This is a genomic window from Mesorhizobium sp. B2-4-6, from assembly GCF_006442775.1.
Lineage (GTDB): Bacteria > Pseudomonadota > Alphaproteobacteria > Rhizobiales > Rhizobiaceae > Mesorhizobium.
In genome coordinates, this window is sequence record NZ_VFVI01000011.1 from 137,630 (window position 1) to 155,543 (window position 17,914).

Genomic DNA, 17,914 nt, shown 5'->3' on the forward strand with positions numbered 1-17,914 from the left:
GAACGGAGCGGAACATGGCAGAGGCTGCAGCTCACGATCACGACGACCACAGGCCGCAGGGCTGGGTCCGCTGGGTCTACTCGACCAACCACAAGGACATCGGCACGCTCTACCTGATCTTCGCGATCATTGCCGGCGTCATCGGCGGCGCGCTCTCGGTCGCCATCCGCATGGAGCTGCAGGAGCCGGGCATCCAGATCTTCAGCGGCCTGGCGCAGATGGTCTATGGCATGCAGGGCGACGCCGCCATCGACGGCGGCAAGAGCATGTACAACGCCTTCGGCGCCGCGCACGGCCTGATCATGATCTTCTTCATGGTCATGCCCGCGCTGATCGGCGGCTTCGCCAACTGGATGGTGCCGATCATGATCGGCGCGCCGGACATGGCCTTCCCGCGCATGAACAACATTTCCTTCTGGCTGCTGCCGCCGGCCTTCATCCTGTTGCTCTCCTCGATGTTCGTGCCGAGCGCGCCGGGCGCCTTCGGTGTCGGCGGCGGCTGGACGATCTATCCGCCGCTCTCGACCTCCGGCCAGCCCGGCCCTGCGATGGATCTGGCGATCCTGTCGATCCACATCGCCGGCGCGTCGTCGATCCTCGGCGCCATCAACTTCATCACCACCATCTTCAACATGCGCGCTCCCGGCATGACGCTGCACAAGATGCCGCTGTTCGCCTGGGCGGTGCTGATCACCGCCTTCCTGCTGCTGCTCTCGCTGCCGGTCCTTGCGGGCGCCATCACCATGCTGCTCACCGACCGCAATTTCGGCACTTCCTTCTTCGTGCCGGACAATGGCGGTGATCCGATCCTCTTCCAGCACCTGTTCTGGTTCTTCGGCCACCCCGAGGTGTACATCCTGATCCTGCCGGGCTTCGGCATCGTCAGCCATATCGTGTCGACCTTCTCGAAGAAGCCGGTGTTCGGTTATCTCGGCATGGCCTACGCCATGGTCGCGATCGGCGCCGTCGGCTTCATCGTCTGGGCGCACCACATGTACACGACCGGCCTGTCGCTCGACACGCAGCGTTACTTCGTGTTCGCCACCATGGTCATCGCGGTGCCGACCGGCGTGAAGATCTTCTCCTGGATCGCCACCATGTGGGGCGGCTCGATCTCCTTCAAGCCGCCGATGCTGTGGGCGTTGGGCTTCATCTTCCTGTTCACCATCGGTGGCGTCACCGGCGTTCAGCTGGCCAATGCCGGCCTCGACCGCTCGCTGCACGACACCTATTTCGTGATCGCCCACTTCCACTACGTGCTGTCGCTGGGCGCCGTGTTCGCCATCTTCGCCGGCTGGTATTACTGGTTCCCGAAGATGACCGGCTACATGTACTCGCCGGTGATCGCCAACACCCACTTCTGGGTCACCTTCGTCGGCGTCAACCTGATCTTCTTCCCGCAGCATTTCCTCGGCCTCGCCGGAATGCCGCGCCGTACCGTCGACTATCCGGATGCCTTCGCCGGCTGGAACATGGTCTCATCCTACGGCTCCTACATTTCGGCCGTCGGTGTTGCGATCTTCCTCTATGGCGTGTTCGAGGCCTTCCAGAAGAAGCGCGTCGCCGGCGCCAATCCGTGGGGCGAGGGTGCCACCACGCTCGAATGGCAGCTGCCTTCGCCGCCGCCGTTCCACCAGTGGGAACAGCTGCCGAAGATCAAGTAAGCAGCGTCCCGACGCATACGAGGCCGCCGGCTTGTCCGGCGGTCTTGGCCAACGGAATGATGGACTTTAAGTACGCATGGCCCTTGCCGAAGACAGATTGATGGAGGAAGCGGGCTTTCGCATGTCGGAGGCGACCGCGGGCGATTTCTTTGCCCTGTTGAAGCCGCGCGTCATGTCGCTGGTCGTCTTCACGGCCTTTGTCGGCCTGGTCGCGGCGCCCGTCGCCATCAACCCGCTGCTGGCGATGATCGCCATCCTGGCCATTGCCATCGGCGCCGGCGCCTCCGGCGCGCTCAATATGTGGTACGACGCCGACATCGACGCGGTGATGACGAGAACCGCCGGCCGCCCGGTGCCGGCCGGCCGCGTCACGCCGGGAGAGGCATTGAGCTTCGGTCTGGTGCTGTCGGTGCTATCGGTGATGACGCTGGGCGTGCTGGTCAACTGGCTGTCGGCCGCGCTTCTGGCCTTCACCATCTTCTTCTATGCCGTCATCTACACGATGTGGCTGAAGCGCTGGACGCCGCAGAACATCGTCATCGGCGGCGCCGCCGGCGCCATTCCGCCGGTGATCGGCTGGGCCGCCGTGACCGGCTCGGTCAGCCTCGAAAGCGTGATCCTGTTTCTGATCATCTTCCTGTGGACGCCGCCGCATTTCTGGGCGCTGGCGCTGTTCAAGTCCGACGACTATGCCCGCGCCGGCATCCCGATGATGCCGAATGTCGCTGGCCAGGCGTCGACCCGTCGGCAGATCTTTGCCTATGCGCTGATCCTGGCGCCGGTGGGCGTGCTGCCCTGGGCGCTCGGTTACACCACGGCCGGCTACGGCGTCGTCTCGGCGGTCCTCGGCGCGGGCTTCGTCTGGTATGCCTGGAAAGTGCTTGCCATGGCCGACGACGATCGCGCGATGAAGCCGGCCAAGGCCCTGTTCGGCTATTCGCTGCTCTATCTCTTCGCTATCTTTGCCGCCTATCTCGTCGACTGCGTGCTCGGGCGCGCCCTCATGATGGGGGGAGTATGATCGTGGCCGACAAGAAACTCGAACTGGTCACGCTGACCGAGCGCCAGCAGAAGGCGCGCCGCAACCGCTCCATAGCCATCGGTGTCGCGCTGGCGGCATTGGTCGTCATCTTCTATGCCGCCACCATCGTGCGCTTCGGCCACACCGGGGCCAGCATCACCGGCTCCGGCCTATTGGGAGGCGGCTGATGGGCGGCGAGACCAGCAGCAAGCCCCGCAAGGTGAACAACGGCATCGTCGCCGCGGTCTGCCTCGCCTTCTTCACCGGCATGGTCGGCATGGCCTATGCGGCGGTGCCGCTCTACAAGATGTTCTGCCAGGTCACCGGCTATGGCGGCACCACGCAGCGCGCCGAAAAGCAATATGCCGGCCGCGTGCTCGACCGCGACATAACAATCCGCTTCGACGCCAACACCAACGGCATTCCGTGGCAGTTCGAACCTGTCGCCCGCTCGGTGACGATCAAGATCGGCGCGACGGCGCAGGCGCATTACAGCGCCACCAACAAATTCGACCGCACCATCACCGGCCGCGCCTCGTTCAACGTGCAGCCGGAAATGGCCGGTGCCTATTTCAACAAGGTGGAGTGCTTCTGCTTCACCGACACGACGCTGAAGCCCGGCGAGACGCTGGACATGCCTGTCGTGTTCTATGTCGATCCGGACATCGTCAACGTGCCGGAACTCAAGGACTTGAAGACCATCACCCTGTCCTACACGATGTTCCCGGTCGAAAAGAAACAGCCGGTCGCCTCGTCGGCGCCGGCCGCTGGCAGCAGCAGCAACAAAGTTCCAGATTCCGAAGCAAGCCTCGGGGGTTGATATGGCAGACGCGCACGCAAAACCACAACACGACTACCATCTCGTCAACCCGAGCCCGTGGCCTTTCCTGGGTTCGGTCGGCGCGCTGGTCACCGCCGTCGGCGGCGTCTGCCTGATGCAGTATCTGAAGGCCGGCAACTTCCCGGTCTTCGGCCACAACATCGCCAATCCGTGGCTGTTCTTCATCGGCCTGATCATCGTGCTCTACACGATGTTCGCCTGGTGGTCGGACACCATCAAGGAAGCGCATGAGGGTCATCACACGCGCGTCGTGTCGCTGCACCTGCGCTACGGCATGATCATGTTCATCGCCTCGGAGGTGATGTTCTTCGTCGCCTGGTTCTGGGCCTTCTTCGACGCAAGTCTCTTCCCCGGCGAGGCAAACCAGTATGCCCGCGCCGCCTTCACCGGCGGCGTCTGGCCGCCGAAGGGGTTGGAGGTTCTCGATCCCTTCCACCTGCCGCTCTACAACACCATCATCCTGCTTTTGTCGGGCACGACGGTGACCTGGGCGCACCACGCGCTGCTGCATGGCGACCGCAAGGGTCTGATCAACGGCCTGGTGCTGACCGTCGGCCTCGGCATGCTGTTCACCATGGTGCAGGCCTACGAGTACATGCACGCCCCGTTCGCGTTCAAGGATTCGATTTACGGCGCCACCTTCTTCATGGCGACCGGCTTCCACGGTTTCCATGTCATCATCGGCACCATCTTCCTGCTCGTCTGCCTGGTGCGTGCGATGCGTGGCGACTTCACGCCGAAGCAGCATTTCGGCTTCGAGGCGGCCGCCTGGTACTGGCACTTCGTCGACGTGGTCTGGCTGTTCCTGTTCAGCGCGATCTATGTCTGGGCCTCGAACGGCGCGCTGATCGAAGGCCACTGATAAAAAGCAATCCGGGAAAAGCGCGTAGCGATTTTTCCGGAATTTGCTTCCAGGAGTTTTGAAGGCGGTAGCGGCGACGCGGCCGCCTTCTTCTTTTCGGCGCAATGGCCGGCCATCGGTAGCCCATGTGGGCGAAAATTCCCTTGGCCATCTGCGCGTATCTGATCACCACAAGCTCACTGCTCGACAGGGGTATGTGGCCCGGACAAACGGTCGATCTGGTGCGTGTCGAGAAATCGCAACGGCAGTTGCAACTGATCGGCGGCGGCAAAATTCTGCGCAGTTACGGCATCGTGCTTGGCGGCGCCCCTGTCGGCCAAAAGTATCAGGAAGGCGACGAGCGAACGCCGGAAGGGCGCTATGTGCTCGACTGGCGCAATCCCAACAGCGTCGCGCACAGGTCGATCCATATCTCCTATCCAAATGCCGACGATAAGGCGGCGGCGAAAGCGCTGGGCGTCGAGCCAGGCGGCTTCATCATGATCCACGGCCAGCCGAACGGTTTCGGCTGGCTGGGCGGGCTGCTTCAAATGGTCGACTGGACCGATGGCTGTATTGCGGTTACGAACTCCGATATGGATGAAATCTGGACAAGGGTGGCCGACGGCACACCGATCGAGATCATGAGATGAGCGAAGCTCTCTAAATGAGTGAAGACAAGGCGATCTGGCCACCCATAGATCCGGTCTCGGCGGGCCTGCATGGCCGCTGCCCGCGCTGCGGCGAAGGCAAGCTGTTTTCCAGTTTCCTCACCGTCGGCAAGCGCTGCTACAATTGCGGGCTCGACTATTCCTTCGCCGATGCGGGCGACGGACCGGCGGTGTTCGTCATCCTGATCATCGGCTTCGTCGTCGTCGGCCTCGCATTGTGGATGGAGGTGACGTTCAGTCCGCCGCTCTGGCTGCACTTCATGTTGTGGATACCGCTGGCGCTGGTGCTGTGCCTGACGGCGCTGCGCCTGATCAAGGGCGTGCTGATCACCTTGCAGTATTCGAAGAAGGCCTCCGAGGGCAGGCTGGATTCCAGCGCATGACCGAGACGACCGGTTTGGTTGCCGGCCGTTCACGGCCGCGCACGGCGTTGCTCATCGGCCTCGGCCTTGTCCTGTTCTCCGTCCTGATCGGGCTCGGCACCTGGCAGGTCCAGCGCCTGCATTGGAAGGAAGGCCTGCTCGCAACCATCGATAAGCGCACGCATTCCGCACCGCTGGCTCTAGCGGACGTCGAGAAGGAATTCGCCGCTTCCCACGATGTCGATTACACGCCGGTGACGGTGACCGGCACTTTCCTGCACCAGGGCGAGCGGCACTTCTTTTCCACCTGGCAAGGCGACAGCGGCTTCAACGTCTACACGCCCTTGCAACTCGAGGATGGCCGCTTCGTGCTCGTCAACCGCGGCTTCGTTCCCTACGACCTCAAGGGTCCGGCCAAGCGCCAACAAGGTGAGGTTGCCGGCAAGGTGACCCTGACCGGGCTTGCCCGCAATCCGCTGCCGGCAAAACCATCGATGATGCTTCCCGACAATGACGTCGCCAAGAACATCTTCTACTGGAAGGACCGCGACGTCATGGCGGCGACCGCCGGCCTGCCGGCGGGGTTCGTGCTGGTGCCGTTCTTCATCGATGCCGACAAGACGCCGAACCCCGGCGGCCTGCCGGTCGGCGGTGTCACCATCATCGATCTGCCGAACAACCACCTGCAATATGCCGTCACCTGGTACGGGCTGGCCGCAGCCCTTGCGGCGGTGCTGATTCTAAGACTGCGCCGCCCGGCGAAGGAGCAGTGAGCGCCGCCGCTCTTGACAGGGCAGGGGTGCACGTCTCATTTCGCCTCCGACAAGGAGATAGAGCACGATGTGGTCCGAAAACCGCTACACACTTTTCGGCATCATCCTCTTGATCCCGACTGAACCGGCTTCGCATTCATGACCGAGAAAAAGCCACCGCTGACCATCAGGCTCTGCCAGCCACGCGGCTTCTGCGCCGGCGTCGATCGTGCCATCCAGATCGTCGTGCTGGCGCTGAAGAAATACGGCGCGCCGGTCTATGTCCGCCACGAGATCGTGCACAACCGCTACGTCGTCGAAGGGCTGCAGAGCCTGGGCGCTGTCTTCATCGAGGAACTGTCCGAGATTCCGCCGGAGCATCGCCAGTCGCCCGTGGTCTTTTCCGCGCATGGAGTGCCGAAATCGGTGCCGGCGGATGCCGAGGCGCGCAACCTTTTCTATCTCGATGCCACGTGCCCGCTCGTCTCCAAGGTGCACAAGCAGGCGATGCGCCACCAGCGGCTCGGTCGCCATGTGCTTTTGATCGGCCACGCCGGCCACCCCGAAGTGATCGGCACGATGGGCCAGTTGCCGGAAGGCGCCGTGACGCTGATCGAGACCGAGGCCGATGCGGCGCGCTTCGTGCCGGTCGACGCTTCGGCGCTTGGCTTCGTCACCCAGACGACCTTGTCGGTCGAGGACACCGCCGGCATCATCCGGGCGCTACAGGAGCGGTTTCCCGAATTGCACGCGGCCGCGGCCGAATCGATCTGCTACGCCACCACCAACCGCCAGGAAGCGGTGAAGGAGACGGCGGCGGGCGCCGATCTTTTCCTTATCGTCGGCGCGCCCAATTCGTCCAACTCGCGTCGCCTTGTCGAAGTGGCGGAGCGCGCGGGTGCCGCCATGTCGCTTCTCGTGCAGCGCGCCGCCGAAATTCCGTGGGATGAGATCGCCGGGATCAGGACGCTCGGCCTGTCGGCTGGTGCCTCGGCGCCGGAGATCATCGTCGATGAGATCATCGATGCGTTCCGCCAGCGTTTCGACGTCACCATCGATCTGGCCGTCACGGCCACGGAAACGGAGGATTTTCCGGTGATGAGGGTTTTGCGCGATGTCGAACTGACGGCGGCCGACATGGCCTTCGTCAATGGAGCGGCGTGAAACCGGATGGCCGTCTACACCGACGTCAACGAGAACGAACTCAGCGCGTTCCTGAAAGCCTATCCGGTCGGCGAGTTGCTTTCCTACAAAGGCATCGCCGAAGGCACCGAGAATTCCAATTTCCTGGTCCACGCCTCGACCGGCTCCTATATTCTGACGCTTTACGAGAAGCGCGTCGACAAGGCCGACCTGCCGTTCTTTCTCGGCCTGATGGGCCATCTCGCCAGGAAGGGCATTTCCTGCCCGCTGCCGGTCACCGCGGATGACGGCACCGTCATCGGCACGCTCGCCGGCCGGCCCGCCGTCATCATCACCTTCCTCGAAGGCCTGTCGTTACGGCGGCCGACGGCCGCGCATTGCGGCGAGGTTGGCAAGGCGCTCGCCAGCCTCCATATCGCCGGCCAGGATTTTCAGATGAAAAGGCCGAACGCGCTGGCCATCGACGGCTGGCGCAAGCTCTGGACGGCCTCGCGCGACCGGGCCGACGAGGTCGAGCCGGGCCTGGCGGCCGAGGTCGATGCCGACTTTAGCGATTTCGAGTGCAACTGGCCGACCGGCCTGCCGCGGGGCATCATCCACGCCGATCTGTTCCCGGACAATGTCTTCTTCCTCGGCGAGAAACTGTCCGGGTTGATCGACTTCTATTTCGCCTGCGACGACCTCTACGCCTATGATGTCGCCACCTGCCTCAACGCCTGGTGCTTCGAGAAGGATTTTTCCTTCAACCTGACCAAGGGGACGGCGCTGCTGGCCGGTTACCAGTCGGTGCGGCAGCTTCAGGCTGACGAGAAGGCGGCGCTGCCGATGCTGGCGCGCGGCTCGGCGCTGCGCTTCATGCTGACCCGCCTCTATGACTGGCTGACCATTCCGGATGGCGGGCTGGTGATGAAGCGCGATCCGACCGAATATATCCGCCGCATGCGCTTCCACCGCGCGATCCGATCTCCTTCCGAATACGGACTGATATGAGCAAGCACGTTGAGATATTCACCGACGGTGCCTGCTCCGGCAACCCGGGACCGGGCGGCTGGGGCGCCATCCTGCGCTTCAACGGCAAGACCAAGGAATTGTCGGGCGGCGAGGCCGAGACGACCAACAACCGCATGGAATTGCTCGCCGCCATCTCGGCCCTCGACGCGCTGAAGGAACCTTGCGCGGTCGATCTCTACACCGACAGCAAATACGTCATGGACGGTATTTCCAAATGGATCCATGGCTGGAAGAAGAACGGCTGGAAGACCGCCGACAAGAAGCCGGTGAAGAACGGCGAGCTATGGCAAGCGCTCGACGCAGCCAATCGCCGCCACAAGGTGACCTGGAACTGGGTCAGGGGCCATGCCGGTCATCCCGAGAACGAACGCGCCGACGAACTCGCGCGCGAAGGCATGGCGCCGTTCAAGAAGGGCTCGGCAGTGTCTGCAACGCCGAAGCCGGCAGCGGCGCCGAAGCCGGCCACACCGGCAAGGCAGCCGGCAGCCCCAAGGGCACGTCGCTCCACCCAGAGCTATTGATTTCGGCGGGCTGGCTTGCACTCTGACCGGAGAAGCATGTCGTGCCGATAGCCTATTACATCACACACCCGCAGGTGCGCATCGACGCCGACGTTCCCGTGCCTGAATGGGGATTGTCCGATGTCGGCCGGGCGAGGGCCGTCGCCATGCTCGACCAGCCCTGGGTCGGCTCAATCGGCCGCATCGTGTCGTCCGCCGAACGCAAGGCGATCGAAACCGCGGAAATCCTGGCGGAACGTCTTCATCTCGCGGTCGAGTTGCGCGAGCGGATGCACGAGAACGACCGGTCGGCAACCGGCTTCCTGCCGCCGCCGGAATTCGAAGCGGTCGCCGACCGGTTCTTCGCCAGGCCGCACGAGAGCATTCGAGGCTGGGAACGGGCTATCGATGCGCAGAGCCGCATCGTGGGTGAGGTCGAAGCCGTGCATGCGGCCAGTGAAGCCGACATCGCCTTCGTCGGCCATGGCGGCGTCGGAACGCTGTTGCTCCTCCATCTCAGTGGACAAGGAATCAGCCGCAAGGCGGATCAGCCGGCGGGCGGGGGCAACTACTTCGCCTGGGATATCGGCTCGCGCCGCTTGATCCATGGTTGGCTGCCGATCGACTGGCCAGCAGCGCGGAGCCTCTGATTGTCGGCTGAACCCAGAGAAGCAGCAGCACCATTGATTGCAGCTCCGAAAAGGGAGTATTATTTACTACCATAGAGCAAGGATAGCACCCCATGCCAAACGTGGAAAAGTTAAGCGTAGCCGTGACGACGCAACAGGCGGCCGTCATCCGCGAAGCTGTGGAAGCTGGCGAATACGCGACAGCCAGCGAAATCGTGCGCGAAGCGATGCGGGACTGGTTGGCCAAGCGCGAACTTCGGAAAGAGGATGTGCGGCGGCTTCAGCGCTTGTGGGACGAAGGGAAGGCAAGCGGAAAACCGGAGACTTTGGACTTCGATACCTTGCGAAGGGAAGCGCGGCAGAAGCTGAAGGACGCTTCACCAAATGGTCGTTAGAGTAGTCTGGTCGCCAACGGCAAAAGCCGACCTGATCGATATCTATACCACCATAGGCGCCGAGAACTTAAAGGCAGCGGACCACTACTACGAATGGATAGAGGATCGAGCTGCACAACTCGTGGATCAGCCACGCATGGGCGTCAGACGCCCCGACATTCGCCCTTCGGCGCGAATGCTTGTCGCGGCTCCGTTTTTGCTCCTTTACGAAACGGTCCCAGATACGGACAGCGGTCCGGTCGATTTGGTGGAGATCGTACGCGTTGTCGACGGTCGCAGGGATTTGAACCGTCTCTTCTGACCAATCACCGTATCAGCAGCGCCGTCGAGAACATGCCGAGCGCGAACACCGTGTGCGCCACGAGGTTGAGCGCACGCACCTTCGTCGGATTGGGGAGCTTGGATGCTGCCCAGCCGGCGCCCATGCCGGGCGCCAGCAGGAACCAGCCGGCCCCGACGGTGACGATGCCGAGGATGAAGGCCGGCAGGAAGGTCGGCACCGCCAGCCAGCCCGCGCCCACCAACGCCACAAGGATTACGCCGTAAAGGATGCCGACCAGGTAGTGAAAAACCCAGCCCAGCGCCTTTTCATGCGCATAGGGCGCGGCCTTGCCGATATCGTCGTGGAAAACCTTCTCGGGCAGATGCCTAACCCAGCGTCCGACCATGCCCCAATTGGGCAAAGGCTGGCCGATCGCCTTGTTGAGGACGATCGCCCAGATATCCATGAACACCGTGGCGCCGATGCCGATCGCCACCGCGCGCCAGATTGTGTCGAGCATCAGAGCATGATCCCGAACCGGAGGTCAGCGCACGCAAAAAGTAAGAACCGGTTTTCGGACAAGATCATGCTCCAACAAAGAGTGAGATCAGGATGGCGGGTCAACGAAACGTCATCCTGATCTAGAGCTGCTCGAGGATTTTTGCCGCGCCGCTCTCGTCGACGCCCGGCTTGGCTTCGACGTTGATCGCGACGACTTTGCCGTCGTCGACGATCATCGAAAAGCGCTTCGAACGGAGTCCCATGCCGGCTGCGGAAAGATCGTTGTCGAGCCCGACCGACTTGGCGAAATCGCCGCTGCCGTCGGCGAGGTAGAGGATCTTGCCTTCGCCGCCGGTGAAACGCGCCCAGGCGCCCATGACATGCACGTCATTGACCGAAACGACGGCGATAGTGTCGACGCCGCGCGCAAGAATAGCGTCATGATTTTCCAGATAGCCCGGCAGGTGGTTGTTGCTGCAGGTCGGCGTGAAGGCGCCGGGGACGCCGAACAGCACGACCTTCTTGCCGGCAAAGATCTCGTCGCCGGTGATCGGCTTCGCGCCGTCCGCGGTCATCATCTTGAAGGTGGTTTCGGGCAGTTTTTCGCCAACCGCAATGGTCATGGGAGCCTCGCTTGGGGGATGGGAAGGATCGATGCCTTCGATATCGGACCGGACGATTTCCCGCAACCGCTGACCAAATGCTGGATCAAGGGAAAGGCAGCAGCCCGTCCACCGAACCCTCGGCGCTGGTCAGCGTGTAATAGAGCCCACCATCGGTCGGCGTCGCCGACGGCCGGTCGAGGATCGGCACGGTGAAGACGAGCTTGCCGTCCTTCTCGCTGCGCACCGGCGCGCCGAACATGTAGTCCCGCTCGCCGGCGATGAAGAAGTCGGCGGATTCCGGATCGCCTGGCGACTGCGCCTGGACGACAAGCGTTTCGTGGTCGCCGGGCAGCACGCTGACGCCGAAATCGGACCGTGCCGGAGAGGGCAACGTCGCGAGCGCGGTTTTCACCAATGCGGCGTCGGTGGCGTTGTCGGGATCGGCCCCCGGATCGACGCTGAGGCGGGTCTGCACCGGAATGCAGATCGTCTCGCAGATGCCAAGGAAGACATGGGCGTCGATGGTCGCCGGCTGGTCTGGCGAAGACAGCGTGAAGGTCACCGGCAGCGATACCGGACGGTCGTAGCCGGCCCATTTGCCGTAGCCGTCGTCATGCCGCTGCGGCGGCGGGAACGCCAATTGGGCGTCGGCGATGTTGGTGCTGCCGGATATGTCGAGCTGCGGCGGCACGCCGGCGTCGCCCGGATCGCGCCAATAGGTCTTCCAGCCTGGCTTCAACGCGATATCGAGCACGCCGTGGATCTTGCCGGCCTCGTCGGGCTTGCCGGTGGTCACCAGCCGAACCTTGCCGCCTTCACTGTTGTACCAGATCGAGGAGGAGGCCTCGGCCGGGAGGCTCGCGGTCCACCCGAAAACGACGCCGAGAACCAATATTTTCATGTATCGCATGGCGGTGATTTGACCGTCCGTTCTTGGCCGCGCAATGACTTCATCGCTCTCCCGGTATCATATTTGCGTTACATCGGGGACTGGCACCATCTTTTCGGCGCTGCCGAAACGCGTTACGCTCAAGCCATGGACTTGCTGCGCCACAAGAAGTCGGCCGCCGGACGCGGTTTCCTCGACGACCAGTTCCTGATTGCCATGCCTGGCATGAAGGACGACCGTTTCGCGCGCTCCGTCATCTACATCTGCGCCCACAGCGACGAGGGCGCAATGGGCCTGATCATCAACCAGACGCAGCAGATGCTGTTTCCGGACCTGCTTGTGCAGCTCGGCATCATGAACGAGCAGGAAGCGATCCGCCTGCCGGCGCATACGCGCGATTTCGTCGTGCGCAACGGCGGGCCCGTCGACCGTAGCCGCGGCTTCGTGCTGCATTCGGGCGACTATCGCGTGGAATCCTCGCTCAACGTCTCCGACGACGTCTGCCTGACGGCAACCGTCGACATCCTGCGCGCCATCTCGGCCGGCCGTGGCCCGCGCCGTGCGCTGATGGCGCTCGGCTATTCCGGCTGGGGCGCCGGCCAGCTCGAAACCGAGATCGCCGAGAACGGCTGGCTCACCTGTCCGGCGACGCCCGAGCTTCTCTTCGACACCGACATCGAGCGCAAATACGACCGTATCCTCGCCTCGATCGGTATCGATCTTGCTCATCTCAGCGCCGCCGCGGGGCATGCCTGAAGCCCAACGCTCGCGGTAGGGCGAAGCAGGAGCGTAGCTCCGTCGCGGAGACCTGGGCCGTTACATCGACCATAGAGTGCCACGGTGCGGAATTCTGCGCCGTTTTCAACGCCTTAACGTCATGGCATGGATCCTCGGGTCAAGCCCGAGGATGACGAAGCGAAACGGCCTCTACGCTTGGGTCAGCGGATACTGCTCCTTCAGCGTCTTCAGCACCTGGTCGCCGGGCATCGGCGCGCCGAACATGAAGCTCTGGACATATTCGCAGCCCATCTGGCGCAGCTCCAGCGCGTCGCTTTCGTCCGAAATGCCTTCCGCCACGACCGAAAGCCCGAGCTCATGCGCCATGTTGACCATGGATTTGAGCAATACCGCGCGCTTCGGCGTGGCGTCGTCGACGAAGCTCTTGTCGATCTTGATCGTGTCGAAGGGGAAGCGCGTCAGATAGGAAAGCGAGGAATAGCCGGTGCCGAAATCGTCGAGCGACAGCCCGATGCCGAGCTGCTTCAGCTTGCTCAGCACATGCGCGGTCTGCTCGGGATTGTCCATAACCAGCGATTCGGTGAGTTCCAGCCGGAAGCAGCGCGGCTTCAGATTGGCACGCGCGATGACGGAGCGGACGTCGCTGACGAGGTCACGGCGGATGAGCTGGCGGCTCGACAAATTGACCGAGACCGAGAGCGGCGCGTCGCCGATCTGCTTCTGCCAGCCCGCGAGATCCTCGGCCGCCTGCTGCATGGCGAACAGGCCGAGCTGCACGATCAGTCCGCAATTTTCGGCCACCGGGATGAAGTCCCCCGGCGGGATCATGCCGCGGCGCGGGTGGTCCCACCGAAGCAGCGCCTCGAAGCCGGCGACGCTGCCGTCCTCCAGCCGCACGATCGGCTGGTAGGCAAGCGTGAACTCGCGCCGCTCGATGGCGCGGCGAAGGTCGGATTCGAATTGCAGCCGGTCGGTGCCGACGGTGCGGAAGGCGGGCCGGAACGGTTCGATCCTGTCGCCGCCGAAGCGCTTGGCCTGGTGCATTGCAAGCTCGGCGTCCTTGACCATGTCCTCGGCCGAGGTCTGCGCCGTCGTCCAGGTGATCAGGCCGATCGAGGCGGTCAGCACGATCTCGCGCTTGGCGAAGGTGATCGGATTGTTGATTGCGTGCTTGATGGCGTCGGCGATTGCCGCGATGCGGGCAGGGTCCTGCTCCGAAAGCAGCATCAGCGCGAACTGGTCGCCGGCAAAGCGCGACAGCGAATCCTTCGGCTTCAAGATCCGGTGCAGCCGGCGCGCGACGGTGAGCAGAATGGTGTCGCCGGCCGAAATTCCAAGACCGTCATTGACCTGCTTGAAGCGGTCGATGTCGATGATGAAGACCGTGGGGCGCACCTTCTCCTCGGTGCGGGCGATCGAGATGATCGCCTCCAGCCGGTTCATGAACAATTCGCGGTTCGGCAGGCCGGTCAGGTTGTCGTGCACGGCATCGTGCAGCAGCCTTTCCTCGGATTTCTTCTGTTCGGTGACGTCGACCATGGTGCCGACGCAGCGGATCACCTCGCCGTCGGAGCCGATAACCGGGCGGGCGCGCAGCGAGAACCAGTGGTAGTGGCCGTCGGCGCCGCGCAGGCGGAAGTTCTGCGCCACCTTGCCGCGGCGATGCTCCAGCACCACGTCGAGCGTGGTGCGGAACGTGTCGCGGTCGTCGGCATGCAGCACCGGCAGCCAGTTGCGCGCCGCACCCCCAAGGCTGTTGGGCGCAAGGCCGAGCTGCAGGCTGATGTCCGGCTTGGTCACCACCCGGTCGCGCAGCACATCCCAGTCCCAGACGATGTCGCCCGAACCGGCGACGGCGAGCGCCTGCCGCTCGAGGTCGGAGAACAGGCCCTGGTGCAGCGCGCCGCCGGCAAAGGCGTGCTGCATGACGGTGAAGCCGATCAAGAGGATGATCAGGATCAGCCCGCCGCCCAGCGCCGGCTGGGCGATGTCGTTGTCCAGCATGCCGGTGATCGCCATCCACGACCCGCATAGCCATAGGAGCACCATCACCCAGCTCGGCACCAGCATGATGGCGCGGTCATAGCCGCGAATGCCGAGGAAGATGATGAGGCCGAGACCGGTGAGCGCGGTGGCGGCGAACGAGATGCGGGCAATGCCGGCGGCGACCGCCGGATCGACGATGGCCACGCCCGCGATCAACAGCAGTCCGAAGATCCAGACCAGCGCGCCATAGCTGAAATGGCCGTGCCAGCGGTTGAGGTTGAGATAGGCGAACAGGAACACCACGAAGGTAGCGGCCAGCGCGACCTCCGTGCCGGCCCGCCATATCTGCTCGTTGCCGGGCGATATCTCGATGATCTTGTTGAGGAAGCCGAAGTCGACGCAGATATAGGCCAGCACCGCCCAGGCGAGCGCCGCGGTCGCCGGAAACATCGAGGTTCCCTTGACCACGAACAGGATCGTCAGGAATAGCGCAAGAAGCCCCGAAATGCCGATGACGATGCCGCGGAACAGCGTGTAGGAATTGACCGAGTCCTTGTAGGAATCCGGCTCCCAGAGATAGACCTGCGGCAGTTTCGGCGAGGCGAGCTCGGCGATGAAGGTCACCACCGTTCCGGGGTTCAGCGTCACCCGGAACACGTCGGCGTCCGGGCTGGTCTGGCGGTCGAGCGCGAAACCCTCGCTGGGCGTGATCGCGGCGATGCGGGTCGAGCCGAGGTCGGGCCAGAAGATGCCGGAATTCACCAGGCGGAAATGCGGCGCGACGATCAACCGGTCGAGCTGCTGGTCGGTGGTGTTGGCGAGCGCGAACACGGCCCAGTCCCCGCTCGAGCGCGCGTCATTGGCCTCCACCTCGATGCGCCGCACGATGCCGTCGGGGCCGGGCGCGGTCGAGACCTGGAAATTCTCACCCTGGTTCCGGTAGATCTCGACGGCGCCGGACAGGTCCAGCGCCTTGTCGTCGCGCGCGATCTTGATCGGCTCGACGGCGAAAGCCGGCATGGCCGAAAAAAGCGTGACGACGACCGTCATGATGAGGGCGAACAGCGACGCTAATCGCGGAAAATTCGTCACAGTCAGCCCTTCGTTCCATCGCCCGGCGGATCGTCCGCGATCCGGGCGTAGAGATAGTGATCCTGCCAGATGCCGTTGATCCTGAGATAGGATCGCAGAAGTCCTTCGCGCCGGAATCCGGCTTTTTCAAGCACGCGGATCGACCGGGCGTTTTCGGGAATACAGGCAGCTTCGATCCGGTGCAACCGCAGCGTATCGAAGGCGAAGCGCGAGACGAGCTTGGCCGCCTCGGTCATCAGGCCTCGTCCGCCGAATCGTTCGCCGATCCAGTAGCCGATATGGCCGCTCTGGGCGACGCCATGGCGGATGTTGCCGAGCGTGATGCCGCCGGCAAGCTTGCCGCTCGATTTCTCGAAGATGAAGAAGGCGATCGCCGTGCCTTGCGCGTAGTCCTCGCGGTAACGGCTGATGCGCAGGCGCCACGCGGTGCGGTCGAGCTCGTCCGGCTGCCAGCGCGGCTCCCAGGGCTCGAGGAAGGCGCGGCTTTCGCCGCGCACCGCCGCCCATTCCCGGTAGTCGTTGGTCAAGGGCACGCGCAACGTGACCTTGTCGCCCCTCAGTGCCGGCAGGTCGCGGCGAAAGAAAGGGAGCGCGAACACGGCGCTGGTTCTAAGCGAATATTCGTGGGATGCCCCACGAATATCTACTTAGATTCCCTGGTTTTTCGCAGGCTCTGATCGCAAAACCGTGGGACACTTTTGCGGAACCTGCTTAGGGGTCAGACGGCGAGCCGGCGGGCCGTCGTCTGCGGGCCCGCAAGCGATTCGAGGATCGCCTCGTAGGGCGCAAGCGTGCCCACGGGGCCGACCGCGGTAAGCGTCGGCTTGGTCGAGAACAGCCGCGAGGAGAGGTCGGTCAGCCGCTCGACGGTCAGCGCCGAAAGCCGCTCCATCAATTCCTCCTTGGCGATCGGCCGTCCGAACAACAGCAGTTGCCTTGCGATCTGCGAGGCCCGGCTGGCCGGGCTTTCGGCCGACATGATGAGGCCGGCGCGGTATTGCGCCCGGGCCCGGTCGAGTTCTTCCTGCAGGATGTTTTCGCCGGCCTTCTGCAACTCGCCGATGATCACCGGCACCAGCTTGGCGATGTCGCTCTGGCCGGTCGCGGCATGCACGCCGAAGATGCCGGTGTCGGAAAAACCCCAGTGGAAGGCATAGACCGAGTAGCAGAGGCCGCGCTTTTCGCGCACCTCCTGGAACAGCCTCGACGACATGCCGCCGCCCAGGATCATCGACAGCACCTGCGAGGCGTAAAAATCGCGCACGTGGTAGGCGCGGCCCTCGAAGCCGAGCACGATCTGCGCGTCCATCAGGTCGCGGTCCTCGCGGAAATCGCCACCGACATATTGCGCGTATTGCGGGATGTTGCCGGCTGCCTTGGAGCGGAAGCCGCCGAGCCGCTTCTCGACCTCGCGCACGAAATTGTCGTGCTTGACGTCGCCGGCGGCCACGATGACCATCCGCTCGGCGTCATATTGCCGCTCGATGAAGTCGTGCAGTTGCCTGGAAGTGAAGGATTTGACCGTCTCAGGCGTGCCCAGGATCGAGCGGCCGATGGTCTGGTGGCGGAAGGCCGTTTCGGTGAAACGGTCGAAGACGATGTCGTCGGGCGTGTCGTGCGCGGCGCCGATCTCCTGCAGGATCACATGTTGCTCGCGCTCCAGCTCCTCCGGATCGAATTCGGACTCCTGCAGGATGTCGGCCAGGATATCGACCGCCAGCGGCACGTCGCCGGACAACACTCTTGCATAGTAGGACGTCGTCTCGACGCTGGTGGCGGCGTTGATCTCGCCGCCGACATTCTCGATTTCCGAGGCGATCTCGAAGGCGCTGCGGCGCTTGGTGCCCTTGAACGCCATGTGCTCGAGCAGATGGGCCATGCCATGCTCTTCGTCGCGCTCGTTGCGGGCGCCTGACTTGACCCAGGCCCCGAGGGCAACCGATTCGATGCTTGGAAGGGTTTCGGTGGCGACTGTCAGGCCGTTCGACAGACGGCTTACCTCAACACCCAT

21 protein-coding genes are annotated in these 17,914 nt (G+C 63.5%); 15 read left to right on the plus strand and 6 right to left on the minus strand.

What is annotated here, in order from left to right; all coding sequences use genetic code 11:
• Positions 1–14: 14 nt before the first annotated feature.
• The 14 genes from ctaD (at position 15) to FJ957_RS24400 (ending at position 10,131) form a co-directional block, all read left to right on the plus strand.
• Positions 15–1,664, plus strand: a complete 1,650-nt coding sequence (gene ctaD / locus FJ957_RS24335) for a cytochrome c oxidase subunit I (protein ID WP_140835350.1) — start codon at positions 15–17, stop codon at positions 1,662–1,664.
• Positions 1,665–1,740: 76 nt separating this feature from the next.
• Positions 1,741–2,685, plus strand: coding sequence for a heme o synthase (locus tag FJ957_RS24340; protein WP_140835351.1), 945 nt, complete (start codon positions 1,741–1,743; stop codon positions 2,683–2,685).
• Positions 2,682–2,873: a hypothetical protein gene (locus FJ957_RS24345; RefSeq protein ID WP_140647282.1), complete on the plus strand. Its 192-nt coding sequence runs from the start codon at positions 2,682–2,684 to the stop codon at positions 2,871–2,873. Before FJ957_RS24340 ends, FJ957_RS24345 begins: the two co-directional genes overlap by 4 nt.
• Complete coding sequence (locus tag FJ957_RS24350) at positions 2,873–3,505, plus strand: cytochrome c oxidase assembly protein (protein WP_140835352.1); 633 nt, start codon at positions 2,873–2,875, stop codon at positions 3,503–3,505. Before FJ957_RS24345 ends, FJ957_RS24350 begins: the two co-directional genes overlap by 1 nt.
• A gap of 1 nt (position 3,506) precedes the next feature.
• The gene (locus FJ957_RS24355; RefSeq protein ID WP_140835353.1) at positions 3,507–4,388 is read left to right on the plus strand and encodes a cytochrome c oxidase subunit 3; all 882 of its coding nucleotides are present in this window, start codon (positions 3,507–3,509) and stop codon (positions 4,386–4,388) included.
• Between the two features lie 194 nt (positions 4,389–4,582).
• Positions 4,583–5,020 carry a L,D-transpeptidase family protein gene (locus FJ957_RS24360; RefSeq protein WP_140835428.1) on the plus strand — a complete coding sequence of 146 codons (438 nt, stop codon included), beginning with the start codon at positions 4,583–4,585 and terminating at the stop codon, positions 5,018–5,020.
• 14 nt (positions 5,021–5,034) lie between these two features.
• Positions 5,035–5,421, plus strand: a complete 387-nt coding sequence (locus FJ957_RS24365; protein WP_140835354.1) for a DUF983 domain-containing protein — start codon at positions 5,035–5,037, stop codon at positions 5,419–5,421.
• Positions 5,418–6,173, plus strand: a complete 756-nt coding sequence (locus FJ957_RS24370; protein ID WP_181180697.1) for an SURF1 family protein — start codon at positions 5,418–5,420, stop codon at positions 6,171–6,173. Before FJ957_RS24365 ends, FJ957_RS24370 begins: the two co-directional genes overlap by 4 nt.
• A 138-nt stretch (positions 6,174–6,311) precedes the next feature.
• A complete protein-coding gene (ispH, locus tag FJ957_RS24375; RefSeq protein ID WP_140835355.1) occupies positions 6,312–7,316 on the plus strand; it encodes a 4-hydroxy-3-methylbut-2-enyl diphosphate reductase in 1,005 nt (334 codons plus the stop codon).
• 6 nt (positions 7,317–7,322) lie between these two features.
• Complete coding sequence (locus FJ957_RS24380; RefSeq protein WP_140835356.1) at positions 7,323–8,285, plus strand: homoserine kinase; 963 nt, start codon at positions 7,323–7,325, stop codon at positions 8,283–8,285.
• Complete coding sequence (gene rnhA / locus FJ957_RS24385) at positions 8,282–8,827, plus strand: ribonuclease HI (protein WP_140835357.1); 546 nt, start codon at positions 8,282–8,284, stop codon at positions 8,825–8,827. Before FJ957_RS24380 ends, rnhA begins: the two co-directional genes overlap by 4 nt.
• Before the next feature lie 41 nt (positions 8,828–8,868).
• On the plus strand, positions 8,869–9,456 hold the full coding sequence (locus tag FJ957_RS24390; RefSeq protein WP_140835358.1) for a histidine phosphatase family protein: 588 nt from the start codon (positions 8,869–8,871) through the stop codon (positions 9,454–9,456).
• A gap of 92 nt (positions 9,457–9,548) precedes the next feature.
• Positions 9,549–9,830 (plus strand): type II toxin-antitoxin system ParD family antitoxin, encoded by a 282-nt coding sequence (locus FJ957_RS24395; RefSeq protein WP_140835359.1) that lies wholly within the window; start codon positions 9,549–9,551, stop codon positions 9,828–9,830.
• A complete protein-coding gene (locus FJ957_RS24400; protein WP_140835360.1) occupies positions 9,820–10,131 on the plus strand; it encodes a type II toxin-antitoxin system RelE/ParE family toxin in 312 nt (103 codons plus the stop codon). The genes FJ957_RS24395 and FJ957_RS24400 overlap by 11 nt, the downstream gene beginning before the upstream one ends.
• A gap of 4 nt (positions 10,132–10,135) precedes the next feature.
• On the opposite strand, the gene FJ957_RS24405 is transcribed toward FJ957_RS24400, so the two are convergent.
• The 3 genes from FJ957_RS24405 to FJ957_RS24415 form a co-directional block, all read right to left on the minus strand.
• On the minus strand, positions 10,136–10,612 hold the full coding sequence (locus FJ957_RS24405) for a DUF2938 domain-containing protein (RefSeq protein WP_140835361.1): 477 nt from the start codon (positions 10,610–10,612) through the stop codon (positions 10,136–10,138).
• A 121-nt stretch (positions 10,613–10,733) separates the two neighbouring features.
• The gene (locus FJ957_RS24410; RefSeq protein ID WP_140835362.1) at positions 10,734–11,216 is read right to left on the minus strand and encodes a peroxiredoxin; all 483 of its coding nucleotides are present in this window, start codon (positions 11,214–11,216) and stop codon (positions 10,734–10,736) included.
• Positions 11,217–11,301: 85 nt separating this feature from the next.
• On the minus strand, positions 11,302–12,108 hold the full coding sequence (locus tag FJ957_RS24415) for a protein-disulfide reductase DsbD domain-containing protein (RefSeq protein WP_140835363.1): 807 nt from the start codon (positions 12,106–12,108) through the stop codon (positions 11,302–11,304).
• A gap of 126 nt (positions 12,109–12,234) precedes the next feature.
• On the opposite strand from FJ957_RS24415, the gene FJ957_RS24420 reads away from it, so the two are divergent.
• Positions 12,235–12,843 carry a YqgE/AlgH family protein gene (locus tag FJ957_RS24420; protein WP_140835364.1) on the plus strand — a complete coding sequence of 203 codons (609 nt, stop codon included), beginning with the start codon at positions 12,235–12,237 and terminating at the stop codon, positions 12,841–12,843.
• Positions 12,844–13,014: 171 nt separating this feature from the next.
• Here FJ957_RS24420 and FJ957_RS24425 read toward each other — a convergent pair whose 3' ends face one another.
• The 3 genes from FJ957_RS24425 to FJ957_RS24435 form a co-directional block, all read right to left on the minus strand.
• Complete coding sequence (locus tag FJ957_RS24425) at positions 13,015–15,861, minus strand: EAL domain-containing protein (RefSeq protein WP_140835365.1); 2,847 nt, start codon at positions 15,859–15,861, stop codon at positions 13,015–13,017.
• Between the two features lie 44 nt (positions 15,862–15,905).
• The gene (locus FJ957_RS24430) at positions 15,906–16,502 is read right to left on the minus strand and encodes a GNAT family protein (protein WP_140835366.1); all 597 of its coding nucleotides are present in this window, start codon (positions 16,500–16,502) and stop codon (positions 15,906–15,908) included.
• 119 nt (positions 16,503–16,621) lie between these two features.
• Complete coding sequence (locus FJ957_RS24435; RefSeq protein WP_140835367.1) at positions 16,622–17,914, minus strand: pitrilysin family protein; 1,293 nt, start codon at positions 17,912–17,914, stop codon at positions 16,622–16,624.

Coding starts and splice junctions, on each gene's coding strand:
- FJ957_RS24355 (WP_140835353.1), top strand. CDS start 3,507: ATGGCAGACGCGCACGCAAAACCACAACACGACTACCATCTCGTCAAC.
- FJ957_RS24410 (WP_140835362.1), bottom strand. CDS start 11,216: ATGACCATTGCGGTTGGCGAAAAACTGCCCGAAACCACCTTCAAGATG.
- ctaD (WP_140835350.1), top strand. CDS start 15: ATGGCAGAGGCTGCAGCTCACGATCACGACGACCACAGGCCGCAGGGC.
- FJ957_RS24425 (WP_140835365.1), bottom strand. CDS start 15,861: ATGACGGTCGTCGTCACGCTTTTTTCGGCCATGCCGGCTTTCGCCGTC.
- FJ957_RS24405 (WP_140835361.1), bottom strand. CDS start 10,612: ATGCTCGACACAATCTGGCGCGCGGTGGCGATCGGCATCGGCGCCACG.
- FJ957_RS24345 (WP_140647282.1), top strand. CDS start 2,682: ATGATCGTGGCCGACAAGAAACTCGAACTGGTCACGCTGACCGAGCGC.
- ispH (WP_140835355.1), top strand. CDS start 6,312: ATGACCGAGAAAAAGCCACCGCTGACCATCAGGCTCTGCCAGCCACGC.
- FJ957_RS24360 (WP_140835428.1), top strand. CDS start 4,583: ATGTGGCCCGGACAAACGGTCGATCTGGTGCGTGTCGAGAAATCGCAA.
- FJ957_RS24380 (WP_140835356.1), top strand. CDS start 7,323: ATGGCCGTCTACACCGACGTCAACGAGAACGAACTCAGCGCGTTCCTG.
- FJ957_RS24340 (WP_140835351.1), top strand. CDS start 1,741: ATGGCCCTTGCCGAAGACAGATTGATGGAGGAAGCGGGCTTTCGCATG.
- FJ957_RS24400 (WP_140835360.1), top strand. CDS start 9,820: ATGGTCGTTAGAGTAGTCTGGTCGCCAACGGCAAAAGCCGACCTGATC.
- FJ957_RS24365 (WP_140835354.1), top strand. CDS start 5,035: ATGAGTGAAGACAAGGCGATCTGGCCACCCATAGATCCGGTCTCGGCG.
- FJ957_RS24350 (WP_140835352.1), top strand. CDS start 2,873: ATGGGCGGCGAGACCAGCAGCAAGCCCCGCAAGGTGAACAACGGCATC.
- FJ957_RS24370 (WP_181180697.1), top strand. CDS start 5,418: ATGACCGAGACGACCGGTTTGGTTGCCGGCCGTTCACGGCCGCGCACG.
- FJ957_RS24395 (WP_140835359.1), top strand. CDS start 9,549: ATGCCAAACGTGGAAAAGTTAAGCGTAGCCGTGACGACGCAACAGGCG.
- FJ957_RS24415 (WP_140835363.1), bottom strand. CDS start 12,108: ATGCGATACATGAAAATATTGGTTCTCGGCGTCGTTTTCGGGTGGACC.
- rnhA (WP_140835357.1), top strand. CDS start 8,282: ATGAGCAAGCACGTTGAGATATTCACCGACGGTGCCTGCTCCGGCAAC.
- FJ957_RS24435 (WP_140835367.1), bottom strand. CDS start 17,914: ATGGGTGTTGAGGTAAGCCGTCTGTCGAACGGCCTGACAGTCGCCACC.
- FJ957_RS24420 (WP_140835364.1), top strand. CDS start 12,235: ATGGACTTGCTGCGCCACAAGAAGTCGGCCGCCGGACGCGGTTTCCTC.